This is a genomic window from Streptomyces swartbergensis, assembly GCF_002148965.1.
Lineage (GTDB): Bacteria > Actinomycetota > Actinomycetes > Streptomycetales > Streptomycetaceae > Streptomyces > Streptomyces swartbergensis.
In genome coordinates this window covers 15,045-37,486 of record NZ_NGFN01000036.1, presented here as the reverse complement: position 1 = coordinate 37,486, position 22,442 = coordinate 15,045, and the positions used below count along the sequence as shown (strand labels likewise).

The window sequence follows — 22,442 nt, the reverse complement described above, 5'->3', positions numbered from 1 at the left end:
CGGCCCCCTGTCGGTATGCCGTACGAAGGCCACGCCCACCACCGCCAGCACCGACGCCGCCGACAGCGTGTACAGCCCCCCGTTCGTACTCCCCGTCGTGTCCTTGAGGTACCCGAACAACGTCGGTGACACGAACCCGCCCAGGTTTCCGATGGAGTTGACCAGGGCCAGGCCCGGCGCGGCGATCTTCAGGTCGAGGCCCGACTGGGCCATCGGCCAGAACAGGGTGGCCGCGCACTTGCCGCCGACCGCGGCGAGCGTGAGGGCGACGAGGCCGAACCAGGGTGACCCGAGCGTGGCGAGGAAGGTGCCGATCGCGGACAGGACCAGGGCGATCGCCAGGTAGGGGCGACGGTCCCGGGCCCGGTCGGTGAAGTGGCTCATCGTGTACATCGCAATCACCGCGCAGATCCAGGGGATCGCCGACAGCAGCCCGATCTGGAAGGGCGACAGGCCCCCGATCTCCTCCACCAGACTCGGCAGCCAGAACGTGATCGCGTACCCGGTCAGCGCCATCGCGAAGAAGACCGCGGTCAGGACGGCGACCTGGGGATGGAAGATCAGCTTCATCCGCGACACCGACGGCGCCCGGTCACGCGCTTCCTTGTCCCGCTCCACCGCCTCGCTCAGCGCGTCCTTCTCCTCCTGCGTCAGCCACTTCGCGTCCTGGATCCGGGACACGAGGAAGAACCCGGCGATGAAGCCGACCAGGATCGAGAAGGCGCCCTCCAGGGCGAACATCCACCGCCAGCCCGCGATACCGCCCGCGCCGTGCAGCTCCAGCAGGGCGCCGGTGATCGGGCCGGTGACGATGTACGCCGTGGCCGAGCCGCCCAGGAAAATCGCACTGGCGCGGCCCCGGCTGGAGTCCGGCAGCCACTGGGTGAAGTAGAGGAGCACACCGGGGAAGAAGCCGGCCTCCGCGACACCGAGCAGGAAGCGCAGGCCGTAGAACATCCACACGTTGTGGATGAAGCACATCGCCACGATCACCGCACCCCAGGTGATCATGATCCGGGTCAGCCAGACCCGGGCCCCCAACCGTTCCAGGAGCATGTTGCTCGGCACCTCGAACAGGGCGTACCCGATGAAGAACAGGCCCGCACCGAGCCCGTAGGCCGTGGCGCTCACGCCGACGTCGGCCCGCAGTTCGTTCTGGACGAAGCCCACGTTCGTCCGGTCCATCTGGTTGACCAGCAGCATCAGGACCAGGATCGGCAGCATGCGGCGCAGGAACTTGCCGACCGCACGCTGCTCTGCCTCGGGTATGGCTGTTGCGGCGTCTGACATCGTTGTCTCCCTTGATGTACACATACGTGAACAGCAGTCACGTACGCGTCGTCGAAGGGACTTTATGGAGGCCCATCTTCCGGGTCAACGGGTTGAGCAGAAGTACATGTATGTGAACACGAGGCGGACGCCGACGCGCCTGAACACAAGAATGGCTCGGAACCGACACCGGTTCCGAGCCACCCACAGTCGCTTACGACTTGCCCGAAGGCCTACTTCGGCTGCGGCTTGCGCACCGACAGGTGCAGCTCCTTCAGCCGCGCCTCCTCCAGCTCCGTCGGCGCGCCCATCATCAGGTCCTGGGCGTTGCCGTTGAGCGGGAAGGCGATGGTCTCGCGGATGTTGGGCTCGTCGGCGAGCAGCATCACGATGCGGTCGACGCCCGGGGCGATGCCGCCGTGCGGCGGGGCGCCGAAGCGGAAGGCGCGCAGCATGCCGGCGAACTTCTCCTCGACGGTCTCGCGGTCGTACCCGGCGATCTCGAAGGCCTTGAGCATGATCTCCGGCTCGTGGTTCCGGATCGCGCCGGAGGACAGCTCGACGCCGTTGCAGACGATGTCGTACTGCCAGCCCAGGATGTCCAGCGGGTCCTGGGTCTCCAGGGCCTCCAGGCCGCCCTGCGGCATGGAGAAGGGGTTGTGCGAGAAGTCGATCGCGCCGGTCTCCTCGTCCTTCTCGTACATCGGGAAGTCGACGATCCAACAGAAGCGGAAGACGCCCTCCTCGAAGTGCCCGGCACGCTTGGCGGCTTCCACCCGCACCGCGCCCATGATCTTGGAGACCTCGTCGAACTCGCCCGCGCCGAAGAACACAGCGTGGCCGGCGGCCAGGGAGAGCCGCTTGGTGAGCTCCGCGACGTTGTCCTCCGTCAGGAACTTCGCGATCGGGCCGGAGAGGGAGCCGTCCTCGGCGACACGGACCCAGGCCAGGCCCTTGGCGCCCTGCGAGACGGCGTAGTCACCGAGCTGGTCGAAGAACTTGCGGGGCTGCGCGGAGACGTCCGGCACCGGCAGGGCGCGGACGTGCTTGCCGGCGAACGCCTTGAACTCCGAGCCCTCGAAGACGTCGGTGATGTCGACGAGTTCGAGCTGGGCGCGCAGGTCGGGCTTGTCGGAGCCGTACTTCAGCATCGCCTCGCGGAACGGGATCCGCGGGAACGGCGAGGTGACGTGGCGGCCGCCGCCGAACTCCTCGAACAGCTCCGTCATCAGCTTCTCGACGGGCTGGAAGACGTCCTCCTGCTCGACGAAGCTCATCTCGATGTCGAGCTGGTAGAACTCGCCCGGCGAGCGGTCGGCGCGCGCGTCCTCGTCACGGAAGCAGGGCGCGATCTGGAAGTAGCGGTCGAACCCGGAGATCATCAGCAGCTGCTTGAACTGCTGGGGCGCCTGGGGAAGGGCGTAGAACTTGCCCGGGTGCAGGCGGGACGGGACGACGAAGTCGCGGGCGCCCTCGGGGGAGGTCGCGGACAGGATCGGCGTCGCCATCTCGTTGAAGCCGAGGGCCGTCATCTTGTGCCGGATCGCCGAGATGACCGCCGTGCGCAGCATGATGTTGCGGTGCATGCGCTCGCGGCGCAGGTCCAGGAAGCGGTACTCCAGGCGCCGCTCCTCGTTGACCCCGTCCTCGGTGTTGATCGTGAACGGCAGCGGGGCGGCCGCGCCGAGCAACTCGACCTCGCCGACCTCGACCTCGATCTCACCGGTCGGCAGGTCGGGGTTGATGTTCTCGGCGCCGCGGGAGACGACCTTGCCGTCGACACGGACGGTCGATTCCTTGGACAGCTTGTCGAGGGCCTCGTAGGCGGGGGTGCCGGGACGGGCCACGAGCTGCGTGATGCCGTAGTGGTCGCGCAGATCGATGAAGAGGATGCCGCCCAGGTCGCGCCGATTGTGCAGCCAGCCACTCAGTCGGACGTCGGTGCCGACGTCAGAGGAGCGGAGCTCGCCGCAGGTGTGGGACCTGTACCGATGCATCGTCGTTCATCCAGTCTTCGCTGATCGGGGTCTGTGTTTCACGTGAAACTGGTCCCCAGCGTACCGGCCAGGCGAAGATCGGCTCTCCTCAGTTAACGATCGAGCACACTTCCCTCTTCGCGTGGCAGTGTTCGATCGCCTCTTCTTAAAGTAGGTCAATGCGCACTGGCGAGCCCTTGCCCGCCGTGGGGGAGGCTCTCGCAGCCCTCGCGACCGGCCTGTGGCACTGGGACACCGCCACCGGGCTGGTCACGGTCGACGCCGAGGCGGCACGGTTGCTCGGGCTGCCCGCCGAACAGGTCAGCCTTACGGAGGCCCAGGCCCGGGCCCGGTTGCACCCGGTCGACTGGAACGAGATCACCGGCGTGATCCAGCTCGCCGTCGCCGAGGGCACCCTCGCCGAGGTACGGATCCGGATCATGGACGAGCAGGGCCGTATCGTCCGGGTCGTCCGCAGCCGCTCCAAGCCGTCCTTCGACCGGGCCCGCAAGGCGTACCGGCTGATCGGCACCCTCCAGGAGGTCACCGAGCCCACGCCGGGCACCCCGGCCGGGCGCAGCGCGGTCACCGGCGACTGGCGGCGCTCCCGGGAGGCGTTCCTGCTGGACGCGGGCCGGGCGCTGGCCGAGGCGCGCTCCACGCAGGAGGTCCTGCGGGTCACGGCCAATCTGTCGATGCCCGGGTTCTCGCCGGACGGGCTGGCGGTGTTCGGCGTGGAGGGCGACCGGCTGACGATCATCGGGCACCACGGGCAGCAGCAGGGTGACGACAGCCCGTTCTCCGACATGGCGCTGGACACGGACTACCCGGCCGCCGAGGTGGTGCGGACCGGCCGGGCGGTGTACCTGTCCTCCCCCGAGCAGTACAAGGCCCGCTATCCGCTGACCTGGCCGCTCGCCGAGCGCTTCGGTCGCCGGTCCTGGGCGTTCCTGCCACTGACCGTGGCCGGCCGCACGATGGGCGCGTGGATGGCGGCCTTCACCTACCCGGTCGCCTTCACACCGGACGAGCGGTCCGTGCTGGCCACCGTGGCGCGGATGCTGGCGCAGGCGCTGACCCGGGCGGGTGTCGCCGAGAGCGAGCGGGCGCTGACCGACGGCCTCCAGCGCACGATGCTGCCTAGGCTCGGCCCGCAGCGCATCCCGGGCATGAGCGTCGCCGCCCGCTACGTCCCCACCGGCGGCGGCCTCCAGGTCGGCGGCGACTGGTACGACGTGATCCCGCTGCCCAGCGGGCGGTTCGCGCTGGTCATCGGTGACGTACAGGGCCATGACGTGCGGGCGGCGGGCCTGATGGGCCAGCTCCGCATCGCCCTGCGCGCCTACGCCTCGGAGGGCCACCGCCCCGACGCCGTCCTCTCCCGCGCCTCCCGCTTCCTGCACGGCATCAGTGACGAGGACCCCTTCGACCCGCGCTTCGCGACCTGCGTGTACGTCGAGGTCGACCCGGCCACCGGCGTGCTGGACATCGCCCGCGCCGGSCATCCGGACCCGGCGATCCGGATGGCCGACGGCACGGTGCTGACGCGGCCGACGTCGGGCGGCCTGCCGCTGGGCATCGACCCGGACGCCGACTACCCCACGACCCGGCTCGCCCTGGAGTCCGGCGAGACCATGCTGATCTGCACGGACGGCCTGATCGAGACCGGCGGCCACGACCTGGACTCCGGCTGGCGGCGGCTGCGCGCGATCCTGGAGGACCACAAGGGCGATCTGGAGGAACTCGCCGACACCCTGGTGCAGGCCGTGCACGGGCCGTCGTCGCACCACACCACCGGCCCGCTGGCCGACCGCCGTGAGGACGACATCGCGCTGCTGCTGCTGTGCCGGGAGGGTGAGGGCTGCGGCTGCGGCGACACCGTGATCGTGCGGGCTCCCGTACGGCGCACCATGCTGACGGTCGCGCAGGCCGAGCCCGAGCGGGTCGCGGTGGCCCGGCAGCAACTGCGCGAGCTGCTGCACGACTGGTCCTCCCCCGACCAGGTCGACTCGGCGGTGCTGCTGCTGTCCGAGATGCTGACGAACGTCCTCGTGCACACCGACTCCGACGCGCTGCTCGTCGCCGAGATCACCGGCGGGGTGGGTGAGCGGCGGCTGCGGATCGAGGTCACCGACGCCGGCGATGACCTGCCGCACAAGCGCAGACCCGGGGAGCTGGCGTCCTCCGGCCGCGGCCTGGTGCTGATGGAACTCCTCGCGCACGCCTGGGGGGTGGACCCGCGCGGCGAGGGCAAGAGCATCTGGTTCGAGCTCTACGAGTCCGTGGACGGCTCGGGCGACGGGTCGTGGCAGCCGTAGCGGGTCACGACGTCCCGGACGCCGACGGCTCCTGGCTCTCGTAGCGGGTGCGGAGCTCCTGGAGGACGCCGAAGGCGGCCGCGGTGAGCGGCACGGCGAGCAGCATGCCGAGCACTCCGGCCACCGACGCCCCGGCCGTGATCGCCACCATCACCACCGCCGGGTGCATCTGCACGGTCCGGCTCTGGATCACCGGCTGGAGCACGTGCCCTTCCAGCACCTGCACCGCGAGCACCACCCCGAGCACCCACAGCGCGATGACGAACCCACGGTCGGCGAGCGCGACCAGCACGGCCACGGCTCCCGAGATGAAGGCGCCGAGGTAGGGGATGTACGCCCCGACGAAGACCAGCGCCCCCAGCCCGGCCGCCCCGGGCACGTCGAGGACGAGCAGTCCGACGGTGATGCAGAGCGCGTCGATGAGCGCGATGAAGGTGGTGCCGCGCATGAAGCCCTCGACGGCTTGGAAGGCCCGTCGCGCCATGGCCTCCAGGGTGTCGGCCGAACCACGCGGGGACAGGGCCCGCAGGGTCCCGGCGGCCTTGTCGGAGTCGCGCAGGAAGAAGAAGACGAGCAGCAGCGCGAGTACGGCCATGGCGATGGCCTCGCCGACCACGCTGACCCCGCTGATCACTCCGGAGGCGGCGGAGCCTCCGAACTTGCCCAGGAGTTCCCGGGCGTTGGAGGCCAGGTCGTCCAGCGAGGTCCCGGCCGCCCCGAAGTACTCGGAGATGCCTCGCGCGGCCTGCCTGAGCGAGACGACGATCTCGTCGCCCGTGTCGATGAGCGCGGCGACGACGATGTACACGGCCCCGCCGACCACGGCCACGACGGCGACACAGGTGAGCCCCGCCGCGACCGACCGCTGCACCCCGGCCTTCACCAGCCGCCGGTGCAGCGGCCCGAGCAGGGCCGTCCCGAGCAGCGCGAGCAGCACAGGGACGACGGCGGTGCGGAACTCGTCGCACAGCCGGATCCCGACGTAGACGACGCCGGACACGAGCAGGAGGAGCGCACACCAGGCGGCGAGACGCCGGAGGGGGTCCGGGAGGAGCGGCCTGGGGCCGGGAACGGTCGGGTCTGAGTCCTGCACGCCTCCACCCGACCATGCCCGGGGCGGGCCGTCCCGTCAGGACGAGCCGCCCGGGTGACGGGGCGTCAGCGCCGCGGTTCCGGTCGCCGGTTCAGGTCACGTCGTCACCGACACGGCCCTTGAGGCCGCCGCCGCCAGCCGGGACGACCGATCCGGGCCGGGCATGACCGTCGGCGCCGGCAGCGCACTCGCGGGCTCCGCACCGTCACCGGCAAGAACCTCGCGGCGCCGCGCCCGCCCGAACGACCAATCCCGGCCGGGCGTGGCCGTCACCATCAGCGCCGCCAGTCCGGTCACCGGTTCAGGTCAAGCCGTCACCGACACGGACCTTGGGGCCGCCGCCAGCAGAGACGACCGGACCGGGCGTGGCCGTCGGCGTCGGCGTCGGCGTCGGCAGCAGACTCGCGGGCCCATGCGGACCGCCCCGGTCGGGAACGTCCGGCAGCAGGCCGATGGGGGGCGTCGCGCGTTCGGCGCCCCCCGCGTGCCCCCGGCCAGGCGGACGACGCCGGCGTCAGCTCTGCGGTCCGCCGGCGGTCATCCCGTGCACCGCCGGGACCGTCCCCAGCCGGCCCTTCTGGAAGTCCTCGAAGGCCTGCATGAGTTCTTCCTTGGTGTTCATCACGAACGGGCCGTAGTGCGCCATGGGCTCACGGATCGGCTGTCCGCCGAGCAGGACGACCTCCAGGTCCGGCGTGCGGGAGTCCTGCTTCTCGTCCGCGCGGACGGTCAGCGAGGATCCGGCGCCGAAGACGGCGGTCTGGCCCGTGTGGACCGGCCGACGATCCACACCAACGGAGCCCCGCCCGGCCAGGACGTACGCCAGGCCGTTGAAGTCCTCGCGCCACGGCAGGGTCAGCTCGGCGCCCGGCGCCAGCGTCGCGTGGATCATCGTGATCGGCGTGTGCGTGATGCCGGGGCCCTGGTGTCCGTCCAGCTCGCCGGCGATGACACGCAGCAGCGCGCCGCCGTCGGGGGTGCTGAGCAGCTGGACCGAGCCGCCGCGGATGTCCTGGTAGCGCGGGGCCATCATCTTGTCCTTGGCCGGGAGGTTCACCCACAGCTGGAGGCCGTGGAAGAGCCCGCCGGACATGACGAGATGCTCCGGTGGCGCCTCGATGTGCAGCAGGCCCGATCCCGCGGTCATCCACTGGGTGTCCCCGTTGGTGATGGTGCCGCCACCGCCGTTGGAGTCCTGGTGGTCGAAGGTCCCGTCGATGATGTACGTGACGGTCTCGAAGCCGCGGTGCGGGTGCCACGGCGTGCCCTTGGGCTCGCCCGGCGCGTACTCCACCTCGCCCATCTGGTCCATCATGATGAACGGGTCGAGGTGGCGGTAGTTGATCCCCGCGAACGCCCGGCGCACCGGGAAGCCCTCACCCTCGAAACCGCTCGGAGCGGTCGTGACGGCGAGCACGGGACGTGCCACGGCGTCGGCAGGCGCGGTCACGCGGGGCAGCGTCAACGGGTTCTCGACGGTCACAGCAGGCATGTCGGTTCCTCCTCGTGTACGCCCAGTTTAGTTGAGCGTTGAACTTCTTGCCACCCCAAACAGAGAAAACCGGGTGGGCATTCCCGGGCGACGGCGCAGCGAACCACGGGACACCGGAACGACGAAAGGCCGGCACCCCCGCGATCGGGAGGCCGGCCTTCGCACGTCCGCGTCACACGTCCGCGTGAGGCGTCCGCGTCAGGCGACCAGCTCGGGCTCCTCGCACCCGGCCAGCTCGAGCTCCTCGCTCCCGGCCGGAGCGGGCTCGGCCTTGCGGTCCCGCATCACCAGCGTGGCGACGACCGCCGCGGCCAGGACCCCGACCGCGCTGATCGTGAAGGTCGTCGACATCGACGCGGTGAAGGCCTCCCGGGCCGCCCGCACCAGCCCCGTGTCGCCCCCCGCGACGGCCAGGGCCCCGCCGATGGACTCCCTGGCCTGCTCGGGAGCGCCGGCCGGCATCTCGTCGGTGTAGCCGCCGGAGAGCAGCGAGCCGAGGATCGCGATGCCGAGGGCGGTGCCGGACTGCTGGACGGTGTCGTTGAGAGCCGAGCCGACGCCCGCCTTCTCCTCCGGGATGGTGCCCATCAGCGCGGCCACCGCGGCCGGCATCGCCAGACCGGCACCCAGCCCCAGGATCCCGAGCGCCACGGCCGGGACCGTGAAACCGCTGTCGGCACTGAGCGTGGTCAGCAGCCCGAAGGAGGCGGCCATCAGCAGCATGCCGCCGAGGATGACGAACCGGTTGCCGATCCTCACGGCGAGCTGCGCCCCGGCCGCGTTGCCGGCCAGCGCGGCCACGGCCAGCGGCAGGAAGGCCAGACCCGCCTTGACGGCGGACCAGCCGAGGACGAACTGGAGGTACTGGGTCAGGACCAGCAGCAGGCCGGCGTTGCCGATCTGGACGAGCGCCAGGGAGAGCGAACCCCCGCTGAAGTTGCGGTGCCTGAAGAGGACGAGCGGGACCATCGGCGAGCGGGTGACGTTCTCCCAGATCACGAAGCCGGCCAGGGAGGCCACCGCGACGGCCAGGACGAGGAGGGAACGGCCGGCGAACGCGCCGTGCTGCGGGATCTCGATGATCCACCACACCAGGGCCGTCATGCCCACCGCCGACAGCACCGCGCCCAGCGGGTCCGGCTTCTGCCAGGGCGCCTTGGACTCCGGCATCAGCAGCACACCGGCCAGCAGCGCCAGGGCCACGATCGGCACGTTGATCAGGAAGATCGCCTGCCAGGCGAAGTGGTCGATCAGCACACCGCCCAGGACCGGGCTGCCGACCAGCCCCAGCATCGACACCGAACCCCACGCCGCCATCGCCTTGGGCCGCTCGTCCTCGTCGAAGACGGTGATCAGGATCGACAGCGTGGACGGCATGATCAGCGCCCCGCCGACCCCCATCGCGATCCGCACCGCGATCAGCTCGCCCGGAGTGGAACAGAACACCGCCCCCAGGGAAGCCGCCCCGAACAGCAACAGCCCGACGAGCATCACCTTCCGGCGCCCGAAGCGGTCCCCCAGGCTTCCCGAGGTCAGCAGCAGCCCCGCGAAGACCAGGGTGTAGGAGTCGAGGATCCACTGCATGTCCTGGGCACTCGCCCCCAGGTCCTCCGTCAGCGCGGGCACGGCGACCGTCAGCGCCATGTTGTCGACGACCAGCACCAGCGTGCTCAGGCACAGCACGATCAGGATCCACCAGCGCCGCGGATTGCGAGCGTCCATTCCAGTTCCCCTCCTGCGAACACCGTTCTTCGATGCGCACACTGTACGCAGACCAGAACAGTGTGCGCAACTCTTGAGTTCTGTACGCTGACTGCGCACGCTGTTCGCACGAAGGTGCCGCAGGTCCCAGCAGGACAGGTCCGATCAGGAGGAGCAGATGAGCCGGAGCAAGACGACGGACAAGAACCCGATCCCGTCCGTATGGGCCCGCGAGCGGCGCCGCGCCGACCAGCCCGCGCTCAGCCGCGAGGCGATCGTCCGGGAGGCGATCGCGATGCTCGACGCGGACGGCATCGAGGCACTCAGCATGCGCAAGCTCGGCGCCCGTCTGAACGCCGGCGCGACCTCGCTGTACCGGCACGTCGCCACGAAGGACGAGCTGATGGAGCTCGCGGTGGACGAGGTCGCCGCCGAGATCCACGTCCCGCCGGCCGACAGCCCCGACTGGCGCGCGGCCGTCACCGAGGCGGCCGGATCCTTCCGTGCGACGGCACTACGGCACCCCTGGCTGACCCTGGTCCTGGGCCAGGCGGGGCTCGCCTACCTCGGGCCCAACTACATGACCTTCTCCGAGCGCCTCGCGGCCCTGTTCACCGCGGCGGGGTTCCCCGAGCCGAGCCGTGCGATCGACGCCGTCTTCTCGTACGTCATCGGCATGTCCACCACGGAGGCCGCCTGGCTCACCACGGTCGCCCGCGCCGGCGAGACCGAGTCCGAGTTCGTCGCCCGACTGCTGCCCACGGCACGGCAGGTCTCCGCCGGCTACGACCACCTGGCGGCCGCCGAAGCCACGACCGCCGCCCAGGCCGCCGACCCCGCCAGGCTCCGCGACGACAAGTTCGCGTACGGCCTGGACGTCGTCCTGGACGGCCTGGCGCTACGCCTGCCGAAGTAGGGCCGGCCGCCGTCTGTGAAGCAAGGGCGGCTAGCCGTACATCCGGCGCATCGCGAACTCGACCATCTGCTCGACCGCCTTCGCGTCGAACACCATGCGGTGCTCGCCCTCCATGTCCAGCACGAAGCCGTAGCCGGTCGGCAGCAGGTCCAGGACCTCGGCGCCGGTGATCACGAAGTACTTGGACTCCTTGCCCGCGTACCGGCGCAGCTCCTTGAGCGTGCTGAACATCGGGATCACCGGCTGCTGGGTGTTGTGCAGGGCGAGGAAGCCGGGGTTGTCGCCGCGCGGGCAGTAGACCTTCGACGTCGCGAAGACCTGCTGGAAGTCCTCGGCGGTCATCTGCCCGGTGGTGAACGCGCGCACCGCGTCCGTCAGGGAGGGCGGGGACGGCTCCGGGTACAGCGGCGGCTGCTGTCCGTATCCGCCGGACATCGGCTGCTGCGGAGGGGCGTACTGCTGCTGCGGGCCCGCTGTCTGGTCGTAGCCGTACATGAGCGCAAGAGTACCGAGAGCGGCCGGGCGATCGGGCCGGTACGGCGGGCCCGGCAAACCGACAGCGACTTGACAGCGCCGGCCGTGTGGATCGCCGCGCCCGCCGCTCGTAGCGTCGAACCATGAACGGACGCCATGACGAGGGCCCGCACGAGCACGACAGAGGCCTCTCCTACGATCTCCCCGTCCTCGCCCGCCGCCGGATGATCCGGCTGATGGCGGGCGCGAGCCTGATCCCGCTGGTGGGCTGCACGACGGAGGAGAAGACCACGGCCTCGCCCTCCTCCTCGTCCACCTCGTCCTCCTCGTCCGCCTCGTCCGCCGACTGCGCCGAGATCCCCGAGGAGACGGCCGGGCCCTTCCCCGGCGACGGCTCCAACGGCGTGAACGTCCTGAAGGAGAGCGGGGTGGTCCGCAGCGACATCACGAAGAGCTTCGGCGACTCCGCGGGCGGCACCGCCGAGGGCGTGCCCCTGACGATCACGCTGACGGTGGTGGACGCGGCCTCCGGCTGCGGCACCCCCAAGCGGGGCGCCGCCGTCTACGTGTGGCACTGCGACCGGGACGGCGCCTACTCCCTGTACTCCGAGGGCGTCACCGAGGAGAACTACCTGCGGGGCGTCCAGGAGACGGACGAGAAGGGCCAGGTCACGTTCACGAGCATCTTCCCGGGCTGCTACTCGGGCCGCTGGCCGCACGTCCACTTCGAGGTCTACGGCAGCCTGGCCGACGCCACCGCGGCCACCTCGATCACGAACACCTCGCAGCTCGCCTTCCCGGAGGACGTGTGCGACGCGGTGTACGCCACGGACGGCTACGGCGACAGCGTGCGGAACCTGAGCAGCCTCTCCCTGGAGGACGACGGCATCTTCAGCGACGGGCACGAGCGGCAGCTCGCGACGATGACGGGCAGTGCGGGCGACGGCTACACCGCGGCCCTGACCGTTCCGGTGTGACCTGTCACAGATGACCGGATGGGGTTGCGCCTTATTACTGGCGGGTAGCATCATCGTAGCTACTTGTTGGTACGTGAACTAGCGCGAGGATCCAGTGCCTCGCCGATCTCTCTAGGGAGCCGGGAGCCGTCGCCATGGGGCACTACAAGTCGAATCTCCGCGACATCGAGTTCAACCTCTTCGAAGTACTCGGGCGCGACAAGGTGTACGGCACCGGGCCGTTCGAGGAGATGGACGTCGAGACCGCGAAGAGCATCCTGGAGGAGCTGACGCGCCTCTCGGAGAACGAGCTGGCCGAGTCCTTCATCGACGCCGACCGCAACCCGCCGGTCTTCGACCCGGAGACCAACACCGCGCCGGTCCCCGCGTCCTTCAAGAAGAGCTACCAGGCCTTCATGGACTCCGAGTACTGGCGCCTCGGCCTGCCCGAGGAGATCGGCGGCACCACCGCGCCCCGCTCCCTGATCTGGGCGTACGCCGAGCTGATCCTGGGCGCCAACCCGGCCGTGTGGATGTACTCCTCGGGCCCGGCCTTCGCCGGCATCCTCTTCGAGGAGGGCAACGAGGTCCAGAAGCACATAGCCAAGATCGCCACGGAGAAGCAGTGGGGCTCCACGATGGTGCTCACCGAGCCCGACGCGGGCTCCGACGTGGGCGCCGGCCGCACCAAGGCCGTGCAGCAGGAGGACGGCTCCTGGCACATCGAGGGCGTGAAGCGCTTCATCACGTCCGGTGAGCACGACATGTCGGAGAACATCCTCCACTACGTCCTGGCCCGCCCCGAGGGCGCCGGCCCCGGCACCAAGGGCCTGTCCCTCTTCCTCGTCCCGAAGTACCTCTTCGACTTCGAGACCGGCGAGCTGGGCGAGCGCAACGGCGTCTACGCCACGAACGTCGAGCACAAGATGGGCCTGAAGGCCTCCAACACCTGCGAGATGACCTTCGGCGACCGGCACCCCGCCAAGGGCTGGCTGATCGGCGACAAGCACGACGGCATCCGCCAGATGTTCCGCATCATCGAGTTCGCCCGCATGATGGTCGGCACGAAGGCGATCTCCACGCTGTCCACGGGCTACCTGAACGCGCTGGAGTACGCCAAGGAGCGCGTCCAGGGCCCGGACCTGGCGAACTTCATGGACAAGACCGCGCCGAAGGTCACCATCACCCACCACCCGGACGTCCGCCGCTCGCTGATCACGCAGAAGGCGTACGCGGAGGGCATGCGCGCCCTGGTGATGTACACCGCCTCGATCCAGGACGCGATCCAGATCAAGGAGGCCGCCGGCGAGGACGCCGCCACCGAGCACGCGCTGAACGACCTGCTCCTGCCCATCGTCAAGGGCTACGGCTCCGAGAAGGGCTACGAGCTGCTCGCCCAGTCGCTCCAGACGTTCGGCGGCTCCGGCTTCCTCCAGGAGTACCCGATCGAGCAGTACATCCGGGACTCCAAGATCGACACCCTCTACGAGGGCACCACGGCGATCCAGGGCCAGGACTTCTTCTTCCGGAAGATCGTCCGCAACCAGGGCGCCGCGCTGAACTCCCTCGCCGAGGACATCAAGAAGTTCCTGGCCCTCGGCACGGGCGGCGAGGAGCTGGCCGGTGCCCGCGAGCACCTCGCCAAGGCCGCCGTCGAGCTGGAGGCCATCGTCGGCCTGATGCTCACCGACCTCGCGGCCACCGAGCAGGACGTCAAGAACATCTACAAGGTCGGGCTGAACACCACCCGCCTGCTGATGGCCTCCGGTGACGTCGTCGTCGGCTACCTGCTGCTCAAGGGCGCCGCGATCGCCGCCGAGAAGCTGGAGACCGCCTCCGCCAAGGACAAGGCCTTCTACACCGGCAAGATCGCCGCGGCCAAGTTCTTCGCCGCCAACGTCCTGCCCGGCGTCACCCTGGCCCGCAAGGTCGCCGAGGGTGTCGAGCTGGACCTGATGGAGCTGGACGAGGCCGCGTTCTAGACCCACCGAGTCCTCTGTGCGAGGGCCTGTTCCCCTACCCGGGGAACGGGCCCTCGTCCGTCGTTAAGGTTGAACCCATGAGCGAACCAGCCCGCTTCGACCGCGGCCACACCGACGACCTCATGACCTTCCTGGCGGCGAGCCCATCGCCGTACCACGCCGTGGCCACAGCCGCCGAACGGCTGGAGAAGGCAGGCTTCAGGCAGGTCGCGGAGACGGACGCCTGGGACGGGACGAAAGGCGGCAAGTACGTACTGCGCGGCGGCGCGATCGTCGCCTGGTACGTGCCGGAGGGCGCCGCACCGCACACGCCGTTCCGGATCGTCGGCGCCCACACCGACTCCCCCAACCTGCGCGTCAAGCCGCTCCCCGACAGCGGGGCGCACGGCTGGCGCCAGGTGGCCGTGGAGATCTACGGCGGACCGCTGCTCAACTCCTGGCTGGACCGCGACCTGGGCCTCGCGGGCCGGCTGACCCTGCGCGACGGCTCGACGCGCCTGGTCAACGTCGACCGCCCGCTGCTGCGCGTCCCGCAGCTCGCCATCCACCTGGACCGCTCGGTGACGGCCGACGGCCTCAAGCTCGACAAGCAGCGGCACATGCAGCCGGTCTGGGGCGTGGGCAACGACGTGCGTGACGGCGACCTGATCGCCTTCCTGGAGGAGACGGCCGGCATCCCCGCGGGCGAGGTCACCGGCTGGGACCTGATGACGCACTCCGTGGAACCGCCCGCCTACCTGGGCCGCGACCGCGAACTGCTGGCCGGCCCGCGCATGGACAACCTGCTGTCCGTACACGCCGGCACGGCGGCCCTCGCGGCCGTGGCCTCCGGCGCGTCCGAGCCGGCCTCCATCCCGGTCCTGGCCGCCTTCGACCACGAGGAGAACGGCTCCCAGTCGGACACGGGCGCGGACGGACCGCTGCTCGGCAACGTACTGGAGCGCTCGGTGTTCGCCCGCGGCGGCTCCTACGAGGACCGGGCCCGCGCCTTCGCCGGCACGGTCTGCCTGTCCTCCGACACCGGCCACGCCGTCCACCCCAACTACGCGGAGCGGCACGACCCGACGCACCACCCGCGCGTCAACGGCGGCCCGATCCTCAAGGTCAACGTCAACAACCGCTACGCCACGGACGGTTCGGGCCGCGCCGAGTTCACGGCGGCCTGCGAGGCGGCCGACGTGCCCTTCCAGTCCTTCGTCTCCAACAACTCCATGCCCTGCGGCACCACGATCGGCCCGATCACCGCCGCCCGGCACGGCATCAGGACGGTCGACATCGGCGTGGCCATCCTGTCGATGCACAGCGTCCGCGAACTGTGCGGAGCCGACGACCCGTTCCTCCTGGCGAACGCGCTGACGGCTTTCCTGGAGAGGTAGAACGGGCCGTCACCGCATGGGTGTTCCCCTCGGGGGTACCCGGTGTGCGGACCGGAACGACCGGACCGTACAGGGAGGCGACACACATGGGCCTCGGCGGATGCATCATCCTCATCGCCGTGGGAGCCATCCTCACGTTCGCGACCGACTGGGACATGCAGGGGGTCAACCTCGACCTCGTCGGCATCATCCTGATGATCGTCGGACTGATCGGCGTCACGACGTTCAGCAGCATCGCCAGGCGCCGGCGCGTGGTGGTGCCACCCACGACGCCGGTCGTGGACGACGGACGGCGCCACACGCGCGACGGCTACAGCGACGGTTACGGAGTGTGACTCCCGCCCGGATCAGGTGTCCATCCCGGCAAGGACCAGGGGCAGCCGGTCCGTCCCCGACCCGGTGAGACGGACCGGCACGCCCCAGTCCTGCTGGTGGACGTGACAGGCCGGGTACTCGTTGTCGGGGTCGTCGTCGCAGGAGGCGGCCATCGCGGAGACGTGCAGCACACCCTCCGGCACGGAGGGGTCGAGTTCGAGGGCGCGGGACAGCTCGGTTCCCGCGCCCTCGCCGTCGATCAGCAGCTCCGGCGGGGTGGAGGAGACGAGCAGGCGGGTGGAGGGGCCGTACCTGGTGTCCAGCTTCTGGCCCGCCGGGGCCTGGAAGACCACGTCCAACCGGAGCCGCCCGGGGGCGACTTCGGTGGCCTCCCGCTGCGTACGGTGGGCGACCTCGGGCACCTTCACCGCCTCCTCCGGCAGCCGCAGCCGGGTCAGCCGGTGGTGGGCCGACTCCACGACCACGATGTCGTGGCCGGCGAGCACCGCGTCACTGGGCTCGCGCAGGTCCGTGGCCAGGGTGGTGACCTCGCCGGTCGCGGGGTCGTAGCGCCGCAGGGCGTGGTTGTAGGTGTCGCTGACCGCGACCGAGCCGTCCGGCAGGGCCGTGACGCCCAGCGGGTGCTGGAGCAGGGCCTGTTCGGCGGCGCCGTCCCGGTGGCCGAAGTCGAACAGGCCGGTGCCGACGGCGGTGTGGACGGAGCCGTCCGGATCCACCCAGCGCAGGGCGGAGGTCTCGGAGTCGGCGAGCCAGAGCCTCTCCGGTGTCGCGGCAAGCCCCGACGGCTGCGCGAACCAGGCCTCGGCCCCCGGGCCGTCCACCAGCCCCTCGTTCGTCGTCCCGGCCGCGACCGCGACCGTGCCCTCGGCCGGGTCGTACGCCCACAGCTGGTGGACGCCGGCCATGGCGATCCAGACCTTGCCCTGCCACAGGGCGACGTCCCACGGGGACGAGAGGTCGACCTCGCGGGCCGGGCCCGAGGTGGGTGAGCCCTGCCACCACTGCCGGCCCGTGCCGGCGAGGGTGGTCACCTCGCCGGTGGTGAGTTCCAGCCGCCGCAGGGCGTGGTTGACGGCGTCGGCGACGACCACGGACCCGTCGTCGAGCAGGGCGAGCCCCTGCGGCTCGTTGAAGGTGGCCGTGTCCGCCGGTCCGTCGGCGAACCCGCGCGCACCGGAACCGATCCTCCGCACCACGCTCTCCCCGTCCTCCGCGAGTTCCACCAGCTGATGCCGGGTGGTGTCGCTGACCAGGAAGTTCCCGGACGGCAGCAGCAGCGCCTTCCCCGGGAACCGCAGCACCGTCGGCTCCGGCTCCGGCGCCACGTACGGCCCGTCCCCTCGCCGCAGCGTCCCCTTGGCCTCGTGCTCGGTCTCCAGCTCCGCGACCAGCCGCTCGATGGCGTGCGCATGCCCCTCGCCGGCGTGCTGGGCGACGACGTACCCCTCGGGGTCGATCACGACGAGCGTCGGCCAGGCCCGCACGGCGTACTGCTTCCACGTGGCCAGCTCCGGGTCGTCGAGCACCGGGTGCTCCACGCCGTACCGCTCGACGGCGTCCACCACCGCCCGGTGCTCGGCCTCGTGCACGAACTTCGGCGAGTGCACCCCGATGACCACGACCGTGTCCCGGTGCTTCTCCTCCAACTCGCGCAGCTCGTCCAGAACATGCAGGCAGTTGATGCAGCAGAACGTCCAGAAATCGAGGATGACGATGCGTCCACGCAGGTCGGCGAGCGTGTACTGCTGCCCGCCCGTGTTCAGCCAGCCGCCCTTGCCGGTCAGCTCGGGGGCGCGGACACGGGCCCGTCGGGGTGCGGAGTGGTTCATGCGTCCAGGGTGTCATCCGGCACTGACAGCCGGTCCAGCGCGTGGCCGGTCGTCGCGTCCACGTGCTCGGGCACGTCGTCGTGGCGGTCGCCGACCGTGAGGGTGCCGGTGGGTTCGAACAGGAGGATCGCGGTCGGGACGGGCGCGTAGGGCTTGTGCTCGGTGCCGCGCGGGACGGTGAAGACGCTGCCCTTGGGGAGCACGACCGTGCGCTCACCGGCCGGTTCCCGCAGTCCGATGTGGAGTTCGCCGTCGAGGACGAGGAAGAACTCGTCGGTGTGGTCGTGAACGTGCCAGACGTGCTCGCCCTCGACCTTGGCGATACGGACGTCGTAGTCGTTGACGGCGGTGACGATGCGCGGGCTCCACTGCTCCGAGAAGGAGGCCAGGGCATGGGCGAGGGAGACGGGTTCCTGGGTCATGAGGGAATCTTCTGGGGTGCCGTGCGTCTCGCACGAGTGCTAGAAATCGCACATGCCGCAAGGATCCTCGCACCGCCCGCACCAGGTCGCCGTGATCGTCGACGAGGGCACCAATCCCTTCGAGGTCGGGGTGGCCACCGAACTGTTCGGACTGCCACGGCCCGAGCTGGGGCTGCCGGGGCCGTTGTACGAGGTGACGCTCTGCACGCCCGCGCCGGAGATCCGGATGAACCACGGCTTCTTCACGCTCACGGGCGCCTTGGGCCTGGACGCCGTGGACCGGGCGGACACGCTGGTCGTGCCCGGCCGGCCGGACAACGTCCTACCGCGCGGCCCTGCCGTGCTCGACGCCATCCGGCGCACACACGCGCGTGGCGCCCGGGTCATGAGCTTCTGCACCGGCACCTTCGCCCTCGCCGAGGCCGGACTGCTGGACGGGCGGCGGGCGGCGACCCACTGGCGCTGGGCGGACTCCTTCCACCGGCTGCACCCGAAGGTGCTGCTGGAGCCGGACGTGCTGTTCGTGGACGACGGCGACCTTCTCACCGCCGCCGGCAGCGCCGCCGCGCTCGATCTCGGGCTGCACGTCTGGCGCCGGGACCACGGCGCCGAGATCGCCAACCACGTCTCCCGGCGGCTGGTGTTCGCCTCGCACCGGGACGGCGGGCAGCGGCAGTTCGTGGAGCGGCCGGTGCCGGACGTGCGGGACGAGTCCCTGGCACCCCTGCTGGAATGGGCGCAGGAGCGGCTGGGCGAGCCGCTGACGGTGGCGGACCTGGCCGCACGCGCGCGTGTCAGCCCCGCCACGCTCCACCGGCGCTTCCGCGCCCAGCTCGGCACGACGCCGCTCGCATGGCTGACCGGCGAGCGCGTGGCGCTGGCCTGCCGGCTGATCGAACGGGGCGAGGAACGGCTGGACGTGGTGGCGGCCCGCAGCGGCCTCGGCACGGCCGCCAACCTGCGGAACCGGCTGCGGCGGGTGACCGGGCTCAGCCCGTCGGCCTATCGACGGCGTTTCGGAGCGGGCGCCGGGGAAGCCCTGGTGTCATGAGATTCCTCGTGTACGACCGGCTCCTCGGCTTCGGCGACGACTACTGGATCGAGGACGACCGCGGCTCCAAGGTGTTCCTCGTCGACGGCAAGGCCCTGCGCCTGCGGGACACCTGGGAGCTGAAGGACACCCAGGGGCGCGTCCTGGTCGACATCCACCAGAAGATGCTCGCCCTGCGCGACACGATGGTGCTCCAGCGAGGTGGCGAGCCGCTGGCGACGATCCGCCGCAAACGGCTGTCCCTGCTGCGCAACCACTACCGGGTGTCCCTGGCCGACGGCAGCGAGCTGGACGTCAGCGGCAAGATCCTCGACCGGGAGTTCGCCGTCGAGTACGACGGGGAGCTGCTGGCTGTGGTCTCCCGGCGGTGGCTGACCGTACGGGACACCTATGGCGTCGAGGTCGTCCGCGAGGACGCGGATCCCGCGCTGCTGATCGCGGTGGCGGTGTGTGTGATCCACCTGGCGGAGAAGGAGCGGGAGGACTGAGGGCGCGTCCTCAGGGCCTGCGAGGAGGCTGGAGCCCCAGCACCCGGTCCTTCAGCGCCGGGAACTGCTCACGGGTGGTGGCGACCTTCCCGGGGTCGAAGTCCACCGTGAGAACCTCCTCCTCGGCGCCCGCCTCGGCCAGCACCTCGCCCCACGGGTCGACCACGATCGAGTGACCGGCCTGGGGAACTCCGGCGTGCGTCCCGGCCGTTCCGCACGCGATGACGAACGACTGGTTCTCGACCGCCCGCGCCTGAGCCAGCAGCGTCCAGTGGGACCGGCGGCGCTCCGGCCAGCCCGCCGGGACCACGAGCGTCTCGGCACCGGCGTCGACGAGACCGCGGAAGAGTTCGGGGAAGCGGAGGTCGTAACAGGTGCCGAGGCCCAGGGTGGTCGCCGGCAGACGAACCGTCACCAGCTCGGCACCCGCGCCCATCAGCACGGCCTCGCCCTTGTCGAAGCCGAAGCGGTGGATCTTGCGATAGACGGCGGCGAGGTCGCCGGCAGGGGAGAAGACCAGGGAGGTGTTGTAGAGCGGCCCGTCAGGATCCCGCTCCGGGATCGAGCCCGCGTGCAGCCACACACCGGCGTCGCTCGCGGCCTTCGCCATCGCCTCGTACGTCGGCCCTTCGAGCGGCTCGGCCTCCTGCCCGAACACCTCGTAGGCGAAGGCGCCCGTGGTCCACAGCTCCGGCAGGACGACGAGATCGGCCCCGGCCTGGTCCCGGACCATCGAGGCCACCCGCCGACGGCGTGATTCGACCGATTCGCCCTCGTCTACGGCGATCTGGATCACAGAGGCGCGCACACTACCACCGTCCTGGCATTCGGCCCGTCCAACAAGGGCTTCCCCACGGGCCTACGATCGTCACACGAAAGCACTGCCGGGGTGCCTCACAGCAGCGTAACTTAGCTGCCAAGACACCCGCCGACAGCCGCCACCTCCCACTGGCAACGCCGCCACCACCTGCCCGTGCACCGACCGCCGAGGGGTCCCGTTCCGTGAGTCTGCATCCCACCCTCCAGCCCTACGCCGACGCCTGGACCCACTCCATCGAAGCGATATCCGAGCTGCTCCAGCCGCTCGCGGAGGCCGAGTGGAACCGGCGGACGCCGTGCCCCGGGTGGTCGGTGCGGGACGTGGTCTCCCATGTCATCGGCCTGGACTGCGAGATGCTGGGCGACCCGCGCCCCATCCACTCGCTGCCGCGCGACCTCTTCCACGTGACGAACGACCACCAGCGCTACATGGAGATGCAGGTCGACGTCCGCCGTCACCACACGGCACCGGAGATGACCTCCGAGCTGGAGTACGTGATCATCCGCCGCAACCGCCAGCTGCGCAACGACTCGCGTGACCCGGGCACGAAGGTGCGCGGCCCGCTCGGCACGGAACTGACCCTCGAGGAGTCCATGCGCCGGCACGCCTTCGACGTGTGGGTGCACGAGCAGGACCTGCGCACGGCCCTCGGCCGGCCGGGCAACCTCGACTCCCCGGGCGCGCACGTCGCCCGTGACGTGCTGCTCGGCGAACTCCCGCGCGTGGTCGCCGAGGACGCGCAGGCACCGCGCAGCTCGGCCGTCGTCTTCGACGTCCACGGTCCCATCGAGTTCCTGCGCACGATCCGCGTCGACATCCAGGGCCGCGGCACGCTGGAAACGGCCCCCGCCCTCGGTCCCGCCGCCACGCTCACCCTCGACTGGGAGACGTACGTACGCCTGGCCTGCGGCCGCGTGACGCCGGAGTCGGTGACGGACAGGTTGAAGACGGAGGGCGACCCGGACCTGACGGCGGCGATCCTGAGGAACTTCACGGTGACGAAGTAGAGCCGATCCGCTGAGCTGCGGGCAGTCGTGCCTCCCCCAAGCTCTTCGAGCAGGGGGACCCCCAGGCGGCACGGGTGGGCGCAGCGGCACCTCGCCGCGCCGAGCTGCGTACCCACCCGGCCTCAGCACCGACGGACAGGGCCGCAAAACCGCATGCCGAAAACGTCCCACCCCACATACCGTCCCTGGACATGACAACCCCGCCCCGCCACACCCGCCTCAGCTTCCACGGCCCCCTGTCCGAAGCACGGGCCGACCAGCTCGTGACGCGCCTGGCCGGCAACACCCCCACAACCGTCCTCGACATCGGCTGCGGCTGGGGCGAGCTCATGCTCCGCATCCTCACCGCCACCCCGAAGGCAACCGGCACCGGCATCGACCTCAACGCCGAGGACCTGGCCCGCGGCCGACAAGCCGCCGAGGCACGAGGCCTCGCGGACCGAGTCCGTTTCCTGGAGGAGTCCGCCACCGGAACCCCCCACGGCCCCGCCGACCTCGTCCTGTGCGTCGGCGCGAGCCAGGCCCTCGGCGACCAACTCCCCCAAGCCCTCGCCGAACTGCGCCGCCTCGTCTCCGACCACGGTCGCGTCCTGCTCGGCGAAGGGTTCTGGCAGCGCACCCCGACTCCCGCCGAACTGTCCCGCATGTGGCCGGACGCCGCCGTCACCGACCACCCCGGCCTCGCGACCCTCGTCGACCTGACCGTCGAGGCCGGGTTCCGGCCGGAGTGGACGGAAACCGCGAGCCTCGACGAATGGGAGGAGTTCGAGTCCGGGTACCTGGCGGACACCGAGGTGTGGCTCGCCCGGCACCCCGACCACCCCCTGGCCGAGGAGACCCGGCAGCGCGCCGACCGGCACCGAGCCGCCTGGCTCACCTACCGCGGCATTCTCGGGCTCGCGTACCTCACCCTCGTACCAGTGGCGGCCCGGTAGC

The 22,442-nt window shown here is 70.6% G+C and carries 20 protein-coding genes; 10 read left to right on the top strand and 10 right to left on the bottom strand.

The annotated features are described in order from the left end of the window. Together CA983_RS08870 and aspS are read right to left on the bottom strand one after the other, a co-directional pair. Positions 1-1,290 (bottom strand): MFS transporter (locus CA983_RS08870; protein WP_086600324.1); only part of this gene is annotated, 1,290 nt, incomplete at its 3' end. A gap of 212 nt (positions 1,291-1,502) precedes the next feature. Continuing rightward, the gene (aspS, locus tag CA983_RS08865) at positions 1,503-3,266 is read right to left on the bottom strand and encodes an aspartate--tRNA ligase (RefSeq protein ID WP_086600323.1); all 1,764 of its coding nucleotides are present in this window, start codon (positions 3,264-3,266) and stop codon (positions 1,503-1,505) included. A 158-nt stretch (positions 3,267-3,424) separates the two neighbouring features. Between aspS and CA983_RS08860 the strand changes: the two genes are divergently transcribed. Then, positions 3,425-5,563 (top strand): SpoIIE family protein phosphatase, encoded by a 2,139-nt coding sequence (locus tag CA983_RS08860; RefSeq protein ID WP_086600322.1) that lies wholly within the window; start codon positions 3,425-3,427, stop codon positions 5,561-5,563. Positions 5,564-5,567: 4 nt separating this feature from the next. On the opposite strand, the gene CA983_RS08855 is transcribed toward CA983_RS08860, so the two are convergent. The 4 genes from CA983_RS08855 to CA983_RS08840 all read right to left on the bottom strand — a co-directional run bounded on the left by CA983_RS08855 (position 5,568) and on the right by CA983_RS08840 (position 9,870). Beyond that, a complete protein-coding gene (locus CA983_RS08855) occupies positions 5,568-6,656 on the bottom strand; it encodes an AI-2E family transporter (protein WP_086600321.1) in 1,089 nt (362 codons plus the stop codon). Positions 6,657-6,752: 96 nt separating this feature from the next. Beyond that, positions 6,753-6,953 (bottom strand): hypothetical protein, encoded by a 201-nt coding sequence (locus tag CA983_RS08850; protein ID WP_086600320.1) that lies wholly within the window; start codon positions 6,951-6,953, stop codon positions 6,753-6,755. Between the two features lie 217 nt (positions 6,954-7,170). Further along, on the bottom strand, positions 7,171-8,148 hold the full coding sequence (locus CA983_RS08845) for a pirin family protein (RefSeq protein WP_086600319.1): 978 nt from the start codon (positions 8,146-8,148) through the stop codon (positions 7,171-7,173). Positions 8,149-8,346: 198 nt separating this feature from the next. After that, complete coding sequence (locus CA983_RS08840; protein ID WP_086600318.1) at positions 8,347-9,870, bottom strand: MFS transporter; 1,524 nt, start codon at positions 9,868-9,870, stop codon at positions 8,347-8,349. A 157-nt stretch (positions 9,871-10,027) separates the two neighbouring features. On the opposite strand from CA983_RS08840, the gene CA983_RS08835 reads away from it, so the two are divergent. Beyond that, a complete protein-coding gene (locus tag CA983_RS08835) occupies positions 10,028-10,765 on the top strand; it encodes a TetR/AcrR family transcriptional regulator C-terminal domain-containing protein (protein ID WP_086600317.1) in 738 nt (245 codons plus the stop codon). Positions 10,766-10,795: 30 nt separating this feature from the next. Here the strand turns inward: CA983_RS08835 and CA983_RS08830 are convergent, their stop codons facing one another. Continuing rightward, entirely contained in the window at positions 10,796-11,260 is a 465-nt protein-coding gene (locus CA983_RS08830; protein WP_086600316.1) for an SseB family protein, read from the bottom strand. Positions 11,261-11,382: 122 nt separating this feature from the next. Here CA983_RS08830 and CA983_RS08825 point away from each other — a divergent pair, with 122 nt between their 5' ends. From CA983_RS08825 to CA983_RS08810, 4 genes are all read left to right on the top strand, one after another. Continuing rightward, positions 11,383-12,216, top strand: a complete 834-nt coding sequence (locus CA983_RS08825; RefSeq protein ID WP_086600315.1) for an intradiol ring-cleavage dioxygenase — start codon at positions 11,383-11,385, stop codon at positions 12,214-12,216. Between the two features lie 134 nt (positions 12,217-12,350). Then, positions 12,351-14,177: an acyl-CoA dehydrogenase gene (locus CA983_RS08820; protein WP_086600314.1), complete on the top strand. Its 1,827-nt coding sequence runs from the start codon at positions 12,351-12,353 to the stop codon at positions 14,175-14,177. A gap of 77 nt (positions 14,178-14,254) precedes the next feature. Next, entirely contained in the window at positions 14,255-15,553 is a 1,299-nt protein-coding gene (locus tag CA983_RS08815; RefSeq protein WP_086600313.1) for a M18 family aminopeptidase, read from the top strand. Positions 15,554-15,639: 86 nt separating this feature from the next. Further along, positions 15,640-15,888, top strand: coding sequence for a DUF6458 family protein (locus CA983_RS08810; protein ID WP_086600312.1), 249 nt, complete (start codon positions 15,640-15,642; stop codon positions 15,886-15,888). A gap of 12 nt (positions 15,889-15,900) precedes the next feature. On the opposite strand, the gene CA983_RS08805 is transcribed toward CA983_RS08810, so the two are convergent. Together CA983_RS08805 and CA983_RS08800 are read right to left on the bottom strand one after the other, a co-directional pair. Beyond that, positions 15,901-17,718 (bottom strand): NHL domain-containing thioredoxin family protein, encoded by a 1,818-nt coding sequence (locus tag CA983_RS08805; RefSeq protein WP_086600311.1) that lies wholly within the window; start codon positions 17,716-17,718, stop codon positions 15,901-15,903. Next, positions 17,715-18,140 (bottom strand): cupin domain-containing protein, encoded by a 426-nt coding sequence (locus CA983_RS08800; RefSeq protein ID WP_086600310.1) that lies wholly within the window; start codon positions 18,138-18,140, stop codon positions 17,715-17,717. The genes CA983_RS08805 and CA983_RS08800 overlap by 4 nt, the downstream gene beginning before the upstream one ends. 52 nt (positions 18,141-18,192) lie before the next feature. Between CA983_RS08800 and CA983_RS08795 the strand changes: the two genes are divergently transcribed. Next, positions 18,193-19,191: a GlxA family transcriptional regulator gene (locus tag CA983_RS08795; protein ID WP_086600309.1), complete on the top strand. Its 999-nt coding sequence runs from the start codon at positions 18,193-18,195 to the stop codon at positions 19,189-19,191. Then, positions 19,188-19,679 carry an LURP-one-related/scramblase family protein gene (locus CA983_RS08790; protein ID WP_086600308.1) on the top strand — a complete coding sequence of 164 codons (492 nt, stop codon included), beginning with the start codon at positions 19,188-19,190 and terminating at the stop codon, positions 19,677-19,679. The genes CA983_RS08795 and CA983_RS08790 overlap by 4 nt, the downstream gene beginning before the upstream one ends. Before the next feature lie 10 nt (positions 19,680-19,689). Here the strand turns inward: CA983_RS08790 and CA983_RS08785 are convergent, their stop codons facing one another. Next, positions 19,690-20,487, bottom strand: coding sequence for a carbon-nitrogen family hydrolase (locus CA983_RS08785; protein WP_086600307.1), 798 nt, complete (start codon positions 20,485-20,487; stop codon positions 19,690-19,692). Positions 20,488-20,681: 194 nt separating this feature from the next. Here CA983_RS08785 and CA983_RS08780 point away from each other — a divergent pair, with 194 nt between their 5' ends. Further along, a complete protein-coding gene (locus tag CA983_RS08780) occupies positions 20,682-21,506 on the top strand; it encodes a maleylpyruvate isomerase family mycothiol-dependent enzyme (protein ID WP_086600306.1) in 825 nt (274 codons plus the stop codon). Positions 21,507-21,697: 191 nt separating this feature from the next. Beyond that, positions 21,698-22,441 (top strand): SAM-dependent methyltransferase, encoded by a 744-nt coding sequence (locus CA983_RS08775; protein WP_086600305.1) that lies wholly within the window; start codon positions 21,698-21,700, stop codon positions 22,439-22,441. The last annotated feature ends 1 nt before the right edge of the window (position 22,442 follow it).